The organism is Geobacillus sp. 47C-IIb (genome assembly GCF_014679705.1).
Taxonomy (GTDB): Bacteria; Bacillota; Bacilli; order Bacillales; family Anoxybacillaceae; genus Geobacillus; species Geobacillus thermodenitrificans.
This window is the reverse complement of sequence record NZ_CP061473.1, coordinates 3,465,598-3,478,544: the sequence shown is the minus strand read 5'-3', so window position 1 is coordinate 3,478,544 and position 12,947 is coordinate 3,465,598. Positions and strand designations below refer to the sequence as shown.

The 12,947-nt window shown below is 52.1% G+C and carries 12 protein-coding genes; 2 read left to right on the top strand and 10 right to left on the bottom strand.

What is annotated here, in order from left to right; translation table 11 throughout:
- Positions 1-74: 74 nt before the first annotated feature.
- The 6 genes from IC804_RS17465 to IC804_RS17440 all read right to left on the bottom strand — a co-directional run bounded on the left by IC804_RS17465 (position 75) and on the right by IC804_RS17440 (position 6,715).
- Positions 75-1,523, bottom strand: coding sequence for an FAD-linked oxidase C-terminal domain-containing protein (locus IC804_RS17465; RefSeq protein ID WP_081157382.1), 1,449 nt, complete (start codon positions 1,521-1,523; stop codon positions 75-77).
- The gene (locus tag IC804_RS17460) at positions 1,520-2,878 is read right to left on the bottom strand and encodes a (Fe-S)-binding protein (protein WP_008879332.1); all 1,359 of its coding nucleotides are present in this window, start codon (positions 2,876-2,878) and stop codon (positions 1,520-1,522) included. Before IC804_RS17460 ends, IC804_RS17465 begins: the two co-directional genes overlap by 4 nt.
- A gap of 2 nt (positions 2,879-2,880) precedes the next feature.
- Positions 2,881-4,203, bottom strand: coding sequence for an FAD-binding oxidoreductase (locus IC804_RS17455; protein WP_081157381.1), 1,323 nt, complete (start codon positions 4,201-4,203; stop codon positions 2,881-2,883).
- A gap of 177 nt (positions 4,204-4,380) precedes the next feature.
- Positions 4,381-5,277 (bottom strand): NAD(P)-dependent oxidoreductase, encoded by an 897-nt coding sequence (locus IC804_RS17450; RefSeq protein ID WP_081157380.1) that lies wholly within the window; start codon positions 5,275-5,277, stop codon positions 4,381-4,383.
- Positions 5,274-6,068: a hydroxypyruvate isomerase gene (hyi, locus tag IC804_RS17445; protein WP_081157385.1), complete on the bottom strand. Its 795-nt coding sequence runs from the start codon at positions 6,066-6,068 to the stop codon at positions 5,274-5,276. The genes IC804_RS17450 and hyi overlap by 4 nt, the downstream gene beginning before the upstream one ends.
- 59 nt (positions 6,069-6,127) lie before the next feature.
- On the bottom strand, positions 6,128-6,715 hold the full coding sequence (locus tag IC804_RS17440) for a TetR/AcrR family transcriptional regulator (protein WP_008879336.1): 588 nt from the start codon (positions 6,713-6,715) through the stop codon (positions 6,128-6,130).
- A gap of 173 nt (positions 6,716-6,888) precedes the next feature.
- Between IC804_RS17440 and IC804_RS17435 the strand changes: the two genes are divergently transcribed.
- Together IC804_RS17435 and IC804_RS17430 are read left to right on the top strand one after the other, a co-directional pair.
- On the top strand, positions 6,889-7,776 hold the full coding sequence (locus IC804_RS17435) for an ABC transporter ATP-binding protein (RefSeq protein WP_081157379.1): 888 nt from the start codon (positions 6,889-6,891) through the stop codon (positions 7,774-7,776).
- Positions 7,773-8,573, top strand: a complete 801-nt coding sequence (locus IC804_RS17430; RefSeq protein ID WP_081157378.1) for an ABC transporter permease subunit — start codon at positions 7,773-7,775, stop codon at positions 8,571-8,573. Before IC804_RS17435 ends, IC804_RS17430 begins: the two co-directional genes overlap by 4 nt.
- 55 nt (positions 8,574-8,628) lie before the next feature.
- Here IC804_RS17430 and IC804_RS17425 read toward each other — a convergent pair whose 3' ends face one another.
- The 4 genes from IC804_RS17425 to IC804_RS17410 form a co-directional block, all read right to left on the bottom strand.
- Positions 8,629-9,267 (bottom strand): Bax inhibitor-1/YccA family protein, encoded by a 639-nt coding sequence (locus IC804_RS17425; protein WP_008879339.1) that lies wholly within the window; start codon positions 9,265-9,267, stop codon positions 8,629-8,631.
- A gap of 106 nt (positions 9,268-9,373) precedes the next feature.
- Positions 9,374-10,483, bottom strand: coding sequence for an AbrB family transcriptional regulator (locus IC804_RS17420; RefSeq protein ID WP_008879340.1), 1,110 nt, complete (start codon positions 10,481-10,483; stop codon positions 9,374-9,376).
- A gap of 186 nt (positions 10,484-10,669) precedes the next feature.
- Complete coding sequence (cysK, locus tag IC804_RS17415) at positions 10,670-11,593, bottom strand: cysteine synthase A (protein ID WP_008879341.1); 924 nt, start codon at positions 11,591-11,593, stop codon at positions 10,670-10,672.
- Positions 11,594-11,757: 164 nt separating this feature from the next.
- Positions 11,758-12,891: an IS4-like element IS5377 family transposase gene (locus IC804_RS17410; RefSeq protein ID WP_015374614.1), complete on the bottom strand. Its 1,134-nt coding sequence runs from the start codon at positions 12,889-12,891 to the stop codon at positions 11,758-11,760.
- Positions 12,892-12,947: the final 56 nt, after the last annotated feature.

Genomic DNA, 12,947 nt, shown 5'->3' with positions numbered 1-12,947 from the left:
AACACTGTTTCTAAATTAATCTAAAAAGATGATATCATGAAACGAAACCGCTGACAATCGTTTTTGTAAAATTTTCATTTTACTGTCGACGACACCTGTTTTGTCTCTACACACCGCCCCGGTGTTGGGAACAGCTTGCCCGCGTTGAGCAAGTTTTTCGGATTGAACACGTCTCGGATCGCCGTTTGCGCCAAGATTTCTTCATCGCTGAAAATAAAGCGCATCTCTTCTTTTTTCTCAAGACCGACGCCGTGCTCCCCGGTAATCGACCCGCCGACGGCCGCGCACGCCTTGAGACATTCACTTCCGGCCGCAAGCGCCCGCTCCGTCTCCCCTGGTTGGCTGGCGTCAAACAAGACGAGCGGATGCAAGTTGCCGTCACCAGCGTGGAAAATGTTCGCGATTCTCAGTCCATACTTGCGGCTAATGTTCGCAATTTCTCGCAACACTTCAGGCAGCCGGCTGCGCGGAATGACGCCGTCTTGCACTAAATAGTCGGGTGATATCGCCCCCATGGCACCAAAGCCGGTTTTCCGATTCGCCCACCAGCGAGCGCGTTCTTCTTCCGACTCAGCGACTTTCACTTCGCGCACATGATGGTGGCGGCAAATCGTTAAAATATCGTCAATTTGTTCGCCAATCCCGGCGGAAATGCCGTCCACTTCAATAAGTAAAAGTGCGGCAATATCTTTTGGATGTCCGACTGGAAACGCAGCTGCTTCGACCGCCTCGATGGCCGTTTGATCCATCATCTCGAGCGCCGCCGGCACAATTCCGGCCGAAATAATGTCGGAAACGGTTTGGCTGGCATCTTCCACTTCATCAAAATACGCAAGCACCGTCTGTTTCGCCTCTGGATTTTTTAGCAAGCGAACGGTAATTTTCGTTACGATGCCGAGCGTCCCTTCCGATCCGGTCAACAGCCCGAGCAAGTCGTAGCCGGGTGGGTCGGGAACACCGTTTCCCCCGATTTCAATCACTTCACCATCAGGTAAGACTACTTCAAGTCCCAAAATATGGTTGGTCGTCACTCCGTATTTTAAGCAATGGGCGCCACCGGCGTTTTCCGCAACATTGCCGCCGATCGTGCAGCAATATTGGCTTGACGGGTCAGGCGCGTAGTAGTAGCCGCGGTGGGCGACGGAATTCGTCAACTTCAAGTTGACAAACCCTGGCTCGACGACAGCGCGCCGGTTTTCGAGATCGACGTGCAAAAGCCGCTTCATCCTTGTCAGGCTGATAATGACTTCTCCGTTTAATGGAATCGCTCCACCGCTTAGCCCCGTGCCGGCACCGCGGGCAAGAAACGGCAGCTCATGCTCATGACAATATTTGACGACCGCCGCCACTTCCTCAGTGCTGTTTGGGAACACGACCGCCTTGGGCAAATGGCGATGGACGGTGAAACCGTCACAGTCATAGGCGATTAAGTCTTCTTTCCGATACAAAATCGCCTCTTCCCCAACGATGCGGGCAAGCGCCCGAATATGCGGGTCATTCGTTGCAATGGGCCGTTTTCTCATATGCGCACGTCCTTCCCTTCCTCTTTTTGGTATGCCCAATCGAGCAATTGCACCGTATGGACGATTTTTTGATTTCGCCCATGCTTCATGACGCCCAGCGCCATTTGCAACATGCAGCCCGGGTTGCCCATCGAGATGAGCTCCACATCTTGTGGCACGTTTTGCATTTTGCTTTCAAGCACTGCTTGCGCCATGTCCGGATGGGTGAGGTTGTAGATCCCTGCACTGCCGCAGCAGCGGTCAGCGTTCGGCATGGCGACCATCTCCACGCCTGGAATGCTTTCAATGACGGCGCGCGGCTCCTTACGGATGCCTTGTCCATGAGCTAAATGGCACGCATCGTGATACGTGAGGCGCACATTCAATTCTGCTTTTGGCGCCTTGAAGCCCGTATCATACAAAAATTTAGACACATCCTCGACTTTCGCGGCAAACTGTTCCGCCTTTTCATGCCATTCTGGATCATGGCGGAACAATTCCGGATATTCTTTCAACATCGCACCGCAGCCAGCGGCGTTGACGATCACATGGTCCACACCTTGAAACGCCTCGATGTTTTGCTTGGCGAGCTTCCGCCCCGTTTCGCGGTCGCCGGCATGAACGTGAAGCGCCCCGCAACACGTCTGATCAGAGACGATGACGACATCGTTGCCGTTACGGGTCAACACGCGGATCGTCGCTTCGTTAATATCTGAGAACATCACGTCCATGATGCAGCCAGTCAAGATCGCGACCGTCCGCTTTGTTTCCCCTTTTGCCTTAATCAACGGCTCGTTCCTATACTTTTTCCGCACCGGCGTGCCGACCTTCGGCAAAATCGCTTCCATCTCGGCCAAATGGTCCGGCATTACCCGCAGCATCCCCGTTTTGCGCGCCACTGTCTGCAGTCCACTTTGTTGGTACAGCTTCAGCAGACGACCAAGCCAATCAAGGCGCGACGGATGCGGGAATATCCCTTTTAAGAAGAAGTCGTTCACAAGCGCCTTCCACCCCGTGAGCGGCACCGCCTGGCGGAGCTGGCCGCGCACTTGTTCAATGAGACCGCCGACATCAACATCAGCCGGACACGCTGTCGTACAGGCGCGGCAGTCTAAGCACGTAAAAATCGGGTCAAGCAAATCCGGCGTTAAATCAAGCTTCCCTTCACCGACCGACTTCATCAAGTGAACACGACCACGTGGAGAATGTTGTTCTTCACCGGTTTGTTCGTACGTCGGACACGACTCTAAACACATACCGCAATGAACGCAATCCGCCCATTTGCTCGGGTCGGGCAAGTCGGCAAACCGGTAGTTGCCAAGGCTTGCGGTTGCGCACGCCGGGCTGCCCGTCCGCTCACTCGTCACTGTACTCATCGTTAAATCCCCCCAATAAAGCGCTGATCGTTGACCGTTTTATTCGGATCGATTTTCCGCTTAATCCCTTCGAGCAGGAAAAAGTACGCTGGCTTTCCTCCCCAGACATCGATGCGTTGGCGCAAGAAAAATGGCAAATGCCTGACGACCGCATAGCCGCCCAAGCGAACCGCCATTTGGCGCAGCTCCTCAACGGCGGCGATCACTCCCTCTTCGCTGCCGCGCACATACGCTTGGCAAAGCCCATGACCCAATCCGCCGTTCGCCTCAATTTGAACGTGGCAGCGATCCGCGATTAACTCGCTTTCTCGCAAAACCGAGAGCACATCCAAGTTGACAACGCCAATTTTCACCGCCGCTTCAACGCCCCCTCCCGCTGTCGTCAGACGCCCGTTCGGCGCGATCGTATAAAATGTCCGCCAAAACGCTTCTGCCTCCTCGCCGGCTAAAACGGCCATTGAAGCTGCTTTTGGACAGAGGCGCTCCACCCACTGCTCCTGGTAGTGAACGGCCTTTTCCACATCTTCAAATCCGATCACGAGCGTATAGACAGGTCGTCCCGTCAATCGTTCGGCGAGCGTCGGGGTAAGCAGTTCAAAACAAATCGGCTCCATCATCGTATCTAGGAAGGAAACAGCGAACGAGTGAATCGATTGGACATCGCCACTTGGAAACGACAGCAATACAACACTTTCATATTTCGCAAGCGGCCGGAGCTTTAATGTAACCTCACTCAGCACACCGAGCGTCCCCATCGCCCCGATAAACAGTTTGTTCATGTCATAACCGGCGACGTTTTTCACCACTTTACCGCCGGAACGGATGACCGTACCGTTCGGATACACAATGCGCAGCCCAATGACCGAATCGCGTGCCGCTCCGTAGCCAAGCCGCTTCGGACCGCTGTCGTTCGCCGCAATCACCCCACCAACCGTCGCTTCATCCGGCCAGAACGGATCTAAGGCTACTTTTTGTCGGTACGGGGCAAGCTCACGCTGCAAATCGCCAAACACCGTCCCCGCTTTCACAGTGACCATCATGTCGGCAGCCGCATGTTCGACAATGCCTGCATAGTTTTCTAAGGACAGCAAAATATCCGCCTGTTCCCGCTGTCCGCCAAACCCTCGTTTCGTACCGCGGCCCATGACAACGACTTTTTTGCCCTGACGGTCGGCATAACGGAGCACAGCGGCGATTTCTTCTTCCGTCTGCGGGTAAACGGTCACCGCACCGCTATTGCCAAGCGGATGAGGAGATTCGTTTACTTCCATTTGTTCCGGAGACAAAAACGCACATAACTCATCCAGCCATGTCAACGAGAGCATGATTGCCCCTCCTTTGTTCCGTAATACGAAACAACGTTTCTTTTTTAGTTTTTAAAAAAAGCGAAACGTGCTTGACGTTTCAGCCAATCCACCTCCTGCAGGAGGTGACTCTACTTCTATTAAAGCATTGATGGCTCTTTTTTTCAATGAATTTTTTGAATTCACACACCATTCTGCTCATTCTGTCTCTTTTACTGTCACTCCGACCTGTCGCTCAAATAGTTGGATGACCGCCGACATATCCAAATCAGCAAGGCCAGCGTCCATCGCCGCCGCAAACGTTTCTTCAGCCTCGGAGCCGAGGCAGCGATTGATGCCGATTTCGTTCATGAACGCATTCGCCAAGCGCACATCTTTATGTACATACTTCACCGCCCCACCAGGCGCGAATTGACGCGGCAGCACGAACTGCTCCATATGGCGGCGCAGCATTCGACTGTCTCCGTAGCTTTCTTTTAACAACCGATACAACTTTCCAGCATCCAACCCATAAGCGACGCCGGCGACCATCGCTTCTGCCGCAGCGACGGAATGGACGGCAACTAAATATTGATTGAGTATTTTCGCCGCACTGCCGGCGCCGCTTTCCCCTAAATATTCGACTGTTTTTCCTAACACGCTCAGAAGTGGCCGTACCCGCTCCCATGCTGCTTGATCGCCACCGACCATAATCGTAAGCGTTCCTTGTTCTGCTCCTTCCGGCCCCCCGCTTACCGGCGCATCCAAATAAGCGACACCGCGCTCACCGGCCCGTCCGGCTACGAAACGGCTCGTCTTTGGACCGACGGTCGTAAAATCGAGACAAATCACTCCTCGACGGGCTGCACTAAGAACACCGCCCTCCCCTGTGTAGACATTGATGACATCATCAGGCATGGACAAGCATGTACAAATCACATCGACTTCACTCGCCAACGCCGCGATCGTTTCTGCCTGCCGGGCGCCAGATTCAACGAGAATCGCCGCTTTTTCCGGCGTGCGGTTGTACACGGTTACGGGAAACCCGGCATCAAGCAACCGCTTCGCCATGCGCGAGCCCATCACCCCCAACCCGATAAAGCCGACATTCGTCATCGTCCTACTCCTCCTTTCATGCGATAAGCGTCATACCAAGCAAAACTTTCGCTGCTCTCCCGCGCGGGGATGTACTCAAGTCCAACCACCCCATCATAGCCGCATTCCTGCAAAAACGAAAAAATCTCGTCGTACGGCAGCACTCCTGTTCCAGGCTCGTGCCGACCCGGGTGATCAGCAAACTGCACATGGGCAATGAGCGGCTCGTAAGCGGCAAACGTTGCCGCCACATCAAAACCAAGCCGTGCCATATGGTACACGTCATACTGCAGCTTTACGTTCGGCCGACCGAGTTCGCGAATGATCGCCGCAGCTTCCTCAATATTCGTTAAAAAGTAACCCGGCATATCGAACGGATTGATCGGCTCAATCGTTACCGTCAGGCCATGGGCGGCAAGCGTTGTCGCTGCTTCGTCGAGGCGGCGGAGATACGTCTCCTTCGCCTGTTCCCGCGGTACACTCTTCGGAACGACCCCGGCCATGCAATGAAGGCACGGCACGCCAAGCTTTAGTGCATAACGCACACCGTCTTCAAGAGCGCGGCGAAATTCATCATGACGGTCGGGGAAAATCGCGATCCCGCGCTCTCCCTTTTCCCAATCGCCAGCCGGCAAATTGATCAACACGAGCGACAACCCGTGCTCTCCCAATTCATCAGCAATCGCTTCCGGCGCCGCCGCATACGGGAACTGGCACTCCACAAGCGAAAATCCGTGCTGCTTCGCCTTCGCGAATCGATCAAGAAACGGCACTTCAGTAAAAATCGTTGATACATTGACGGCAAATTTCATCATACTCCTCCCCCCATTTTTCTCCCTTATTCGCCTCCCTTTCCGTCAATTCCTGCTTTTCACCGCTCCTGTTCTCCTTTCACACCGTAAAAAAACAGAAGCAGCAGCTCATCAATCAGCCGTTCGCTGTACAAAGAAACAGGGATTTTCTCTGACACGTCGCGCCATAAATTCAAATACAAAAGCAGCGTATCAATGGATAAGTACGGGGCAATCTCTCCATTTTCTTGGGCTTCGCGAATCATTTCGATCACCAGCGGCAGCACCCTCGTTTCGTAAAGCACATCGACCGAACGGCGAAATTCATCATCCTCCTTTATAAGGCGATGAATGAAGTCAACTTGGATTTCTCCCAACACTTTTTTCTTTTGAAAAATGATATATTTCACTTTTTCTGCAAATGAGCGGTCTTCTTTTAAAAAGGCTTCGTATTCTTCCACCTGGCGGATCATATAATCGATAAGCGTTTCGCGGACGAGATGTTCCTTGCTCCCGAAATAATTGTAAATCGTCACTGGCGACACGTTAGCCTGCTTGGCGATCATTTGGATCGTCATCCCGCGTGGATCGCTCGTCCGCAGCAACTCCAACACCGTTTGCTTGATCGCCTGTTTTTTTTGTTCCGTCCGCTTGGCAAATCCATTCATCAAAAACCACCTTCCGTCTCGCTTTTCTTTTATTTTCATTCTACCCTTAATTTTAATAAAACAGAAATAAAAATTACAAAATTAATTGATAAACACTTAAATTTTAAAATATAATAGGAATGAAATATTTTTATATAAACATTTCAAAATTTATCTCTAGGGGAGATCATGTCATGATCGAATTGCAACAGTTAACGAAAGTCTTTCCGAACGGCCGGGGCATTTTTGATGTCACCTTCACCGTCCGCCAAGGCGAAGTGTTCGGATTTTTAGGGCCGAACGGCGCGGGAAAATCAACAACGATCCGGCACTTGCTTGGATTTCTGAAACCGACGAAAGGACGCGCTTTCATCCATGGATTCGACTGTTGGCGAGAGTCCGTCCGCGTGAAGGCATTGGTCGGTTATTTACCGGGTGAAATCGCTTTTCCCGAAGGAATGACTGGAATGGAACTGCTTGACCTGCTCGCCGGGATGCGGCGAATGAAAACGACACGCTATCGTGATGAACTAATTGAACGGTTGCAATTAGACACCCGCCTCCCTATCCGGAAAATGTCCAAAGGAACAAAACAAAAAGTCGGCCTTGTCGCCGCTCTCATGCATAATCCCGAAGTGATCATTCTCGATGAACCAACATCCGGCCTCGACCCGCTGATGCAGCAAACGTTTATCGATCTCCTTCGCGAAGAAAAACAGAAAGGAAAAACCATCTTTTTATCTTCGCACATCTTCCCTGAAATCGAGCGGACATGCGACCGGGTGGCGATCATGAAAGACGGCCGCTTGATGGCGGTCAACGATGTTCATGAATTGCAATCGATGCAGCGGAAACTGTTCGATGTCATGTTGTCTCGTGAAGAGGAGGTTGCCCAATTGCTTTCCTCGCCGCTCGAGGTCATCCACCATGACGGCCGCCACGTTTGCATCGCGGTGCAAGGAGACTACAATGCCTTCATTCGCGAGCTGGCCCAATACCAAGTGCAAAATCTCGATCTCCGCACACAAAGCCTAGAAGATATTTTTATGCATTACTATGACCGCCGGGGGGATGAACAATGAATGTCTCCTTATACAAACAAATGCTCAAAGCACAGACAAAAACGATCATTGGCTATTCGACCGGATCTGCCTTTTACATCGTACTGGTGGCTGCCATTTATCCATCGTTGGCAGACTCAAAAATCATCAATCATTATTTACAGCAGCTGCCAAGCGGGTTTCTAAAAGCGTTCAACATCACCGGTATGGGCAATTTGCTTGAATTCATCGCCGGCGAATATTACGGATTGCTGTTTCTTTTGCTCGGGTCCATTTATTGCATTACTGCTGCCAATCAACTGCTGGCTCGGCCCATCGACCGCGGTTCGATGGCATATTTGCTTGCGACGCCGAATTCCCGGCAGACCATCGCCTTCACCCAAGCGCTCGTGCTGCTCACTGGACTAGCAGCCATCATCCTCACCTCCGCAGCGGCCGGCTTTGCTGCCGATGCATGGCTAGTCACGAATGATGCTCTGCACCAAAAACGATTTCTCGCAATCAATGTCAGTGGCTTTCTTCTCTTTTTCGCCATTAGCGGCTATTCATTTTTCTTTTGCGCCATAGCCAATGACGAAAAACGAGCGCTGTCTTTATCCAGCGGGATCACCGTTCTGTTTTACAGTTTCGATCTCATCGGCAAGCTGACTGAAAAAGCGGAATGGCTCCGGTATGGATCGATTTTTGCCGCCTTCGAGCCTGGAGCCATCGCTCAAGGTCAAGCGGAATGGCTCCCATCCTGTCTGCTATTGGCAATCGGCGTTATCAGCTACACAGCGGGGATTGTCACTTTTTCCAAACGCGATTTGCCGCTTTAATGACACCATCACGGAAAAAGGGCTGCTCCTTTGGGAAGCAGCCCTTTTTTGGCGCTCAATCTTCATCGCTGGCGAAAAAACGCAAAATATAAACAAACAAGTTGATAAAATCAAGATAAATATTGACGACGATCATCGGGATATCGGCTTCCGTAAAGCCGTAGCGGGCGAGGCGGTTGATGTCATAAATCGTAAAACCGAGGAAGATTAAAATTCCTAACGCCGCCACTCCCATTTGCCCGATGCTTGAGAACGGAATGAACCATTGGATGATCAATAAGCCCAGCAAGGCAAACAGGCCGAGCATTAAAAACCCGCCAAGAAACGAAAAATCTTCTTTCGTTCTCGCCGCATAAATGGCGACGCCGGAAAACGATACGACCGCAAGCATAAACGCCTTCAACACCGCCGCAGCACCAATGACGGAAATGTAATAGCCGATCAGCGGGTGCAGCGTGGCGCCGGAGACGAGCATAAACGCAAACATGAGCGGATAGCCGACCGCTTTTTTGCGGCGGGCGAAAATCATCACAAGAAGCAAAATCAGTTCAAGCGCGTAAAGCGGCAAATAAAGGCCGGCCGGCACCCATTGTCCCACGTACAGCCCTGCCGTTGCAACAGCAAGCGCCGCCAGAAATGAAACAGCCAGCTTGGCGATCGGGCTATGCGGACGGTAAACGGTCGAATGATTCATCGCGACTCCCCTCCTTTTTCTTTCTAGTTTAGCATATATCTGACACTTGTCACAGCCCTCACTTTTCCGCGACCATCGCCATCGCGTCCTTCCTCATCCGCCATGCTCATCCGCCATGCCGCATTTGCCAACGTTCGATCCGTTGAAACCATCGGGCAGCGAACAGCTTTTTCAGCACCGGCGGGACGACGAACAAAATGAAGAAAATGCGGAACATTTGGTAACTCGTAACGATCGCCAGGCTCGCCTTCGCTTCTTGCGCCAAAATCCCCATCTGATCCATGCCGCCTGGCGCCAAAGCGATAAACGCGGTCAAATAAGGGACGCCGTGCAAGCTTGTCAATACGAACGCAGCAGCCATAGAAAACAAAATAAGAGAAAAACCCATGGCAGCCGCCGTAAGCATCATTTTCCGCTTCCCCTTGATGTCGGCTGGTTTGAGCATTAAACCAAGATAAGCCCCCATCGTAATTTGCGCGATATCCAATATCGGTGCTGGCAAATCCGGCGCCGGCACCCCAGCTACCACAAGCGCCGCCGTTCCGATGATCGGGCCAAGCAAATAGGCAGTCGGCAGTTTCATGCGCTTGCCAACGAGTGCACCGGCAACGGTAACGACAAAATAGAATAAAGCAAGACCAATCGTCCAATCCGGCTCTTGTGCGGTTCCGGCGTCCACAGCCGCTCCAGAGCGTCCGGAAAAGAGCGGGTTCAAGGCGATGAACGGAACGAGAAAGACAACGCCCATGAGGCGCATCACTTGAAAGAGCGTAACGACCGTCATATCGACTCCTTTTAGCTCCTCACCAAGAACGATCATTTGCGACAAACCGCCTGGAATGCTGCCAGTGACGACAGAGCGGAGCGGAATACCGGTCACGTTCGCCATCAGGCAAGAAAACAGGAAGCTAAAGAGCAAAATCAACACTGTCGCCCACAGCATTGACGGCAACTGCCGGACCATCTCGCCAAGCGTCGCTGCCGTCAGCGCCGTGCCAAGCGTATAACCGATCGGAATGAGCCCCGCGTTGCGGATGGCCGTCGGCCAATACAGCTTTCCTTTCAGAAAATGTCCCGCTACAAGCAGCGCTGCCGCTGGACCGAGCACCCAGTGAAGCGGAATGCGCAAAAGGGCGAAGCCGACGCCGCCCGATGCCGCGATGACAAACGTTAAGGCAATGCGTGCGATGTTGTTCCACCGTTGTTCTCTTTCCAAACCTCAACACTTCCTCTCCACCTTTCGTGAGCCTTTTGACGGCTGTCCGAAAGTAAAAGGGAACAGCAACGGCTGCCTTATTGCCTGCTTTCTATAAACAAAAGCATTCCTCTCCTGTTTGACGGAGAGGAATGTCCCTTCCTTTGCAAGGCAACAAGCCGTGAAACCAACGTTTGCATCCTCTGCTTAATCCGCGAATAAATCGGACGACAAATACCGTTCGCCCGAATCAGGCGCCATGCAAAGAACGCGCGCTCCTTTTGGAAACTGCTTGGCCACTTTGACGGCGTAATAGGCGCTCGCAGCGGCCGAGGCACCGACCAAAATCCCTTCCTTCGCCGCCAGTTCACGTGCCATCTGTTGGGCATCTTCATCTTTGATCAAAAAAATGTCATCATAAATCGAACGGTTTAAGATGCTCGGGATAAACCCTGGGCCCGTGCCGGGAATTTTATGCGGTCCTGGTTTACCGCCCGACAACACGGGCGAGCCGTATGGCTCGACAACGTAAATGCGCAAATTCGGAATGCGTTTTTTCAGCTCTTCTCCTGTCCCGGTCACCGTCCCACCGGTGCCGGCCGTCAACACGAACGCATCGAGCCGGCCGGAAAACGCTTCATAAATTTCGACTGCCGTCGTATGCCGGTGCGCATCCGGGTTGGCCGGATTTTCAAATTGCATCGGAATAAAGCTGCCAGGGATTTCGCTGGCGAGCCGATTCGCCTCATCGATCGCCCCTTGCATCCGTTTCTCCGCCGGTGTCAAATGCACTTCTGCTCCGTAGGCCTTTAAAATTTTCACCCGCTCGGTCGTCGCGTTATCTGGCATCGTAATGATGCAACGATAACCTCGAGCGGCGCATACCATCGCTAAACCGATGCCGGTGTTGCCGGACGTTGGTTCGATGATCGTGCTTTTTCCCGGTGTAATTTTCCCTTCCGCTTCAGCCCGACGAATCATTTCCCAAGCGGGCCGGTCTTTGACACTGCCGCCCGGATTGAACGATTCAAGCTTCATATATACATCCGCCCCGTCTGGGTCTGGAAGACGCCGCAACTTCACGATCGGCGTGCCGCCAATTAAGTCTAAAATGGAGTCATACAGTTTCATGACGTTCCCCAACCTTTTTGGAAGATATTTCTGTCTGCTTCATTATACATGATTTTTCTTTTTTTGTTCAAACAGTCTGTCTTTCCTATGTGGACAGGCATTTCTTGGTCTTTTTTGTGAAAGAAAACTAGTTTTATCGGATTATATTATGACACGAGTGTTGATTATCCAAAATTAGACATACGCCTTCCATAAATTTGGGCATACTCAAACAAAGCAGCGGCCATCCCGGATTTCCAATCGAGAGGAAGCTGCCCAGAGAAAAAACGGCGAACGAACGAAATGAAGGAAAGAGAGACGTTCGTCTGTTTTTTGGTTTGATCATACAGCCATCGCAGCAACACATACGCGATGAACGCCGCAAACAGTTGGTTGTATACCGCATTTTCCGTCGTGCCAAACAAGGTCGGGACATTCAGATATTGCTTCACCCAACGGAAAAAGACCTCAACAGTCCAACGTTGTTGGTACATGTCGGCAATGGTTTCCGCAGACGCATGGAAGAGGTTCGTCACGACCCGAATGTCGCGGCCATTCGCATCTCGAAAGATCACCACCCGGTGACGCTTGGTGGAGCGGCATTGTTTCGTCCCCAACTGGCACGTGAAGTCGGCTTGAACCGATGAGGATGTGCTGGAAAGGCGTTTCAAGCTTTTTTTCTGATGAAGTTCGATGTTGTCCTTCATCCGAATGACAAAGAGCTGATGCTGCTCCACAAATCGATCGAGGCGTTCGATTTTGAAATACGCCCGGTCTTCCACCAGCACTTGTTGAGCGTTCGTCAACTGTTCTCCCACCGGGCCATCATGACGCAGTCCGATGGTTTCCACCACGTCTGCCGGCAACGAGGATTCCGGCGAATACGCGACGTGCAGCTTCACTCCGGCGCGTTCGCCGTGATACGGCGCCCATGGCAGGCGGTTTTTCCCGACCGTGACGGTCGTCGAATCCACCACCCGAAGCGGTTTGGGAAACCGAAGCGAACGGCGGGTTTGGCGGTTGCACTTGGAAATGATCAACGCCAACAAGCGTTTCATGATGTCATAGGGAACTTCTTTCGCTTTCTTGGATACAGTTGAATAATGGAATCGCGGCAATCCATACAGAGGCCCCACATCGGCTCCGTGGCGAAAGCTTTTCCATTGATGCATGGCGGCCAGCAGGAAGAAGTGAATCAACTCGCGCAACGTAAAGGTTCGAGACGAATCACGATACCCAACCGCTTCGGCAATCAGTTGAATCTCTTCATCCGAAACAAGTTTTTGCATCAAATTCGGGAGTGTGGTATGCTTGTTCATAGAGAGCACCTCCTGGGTTTGTTTGTGTCGCTACTCACATTCTACAGGAAAGGTGC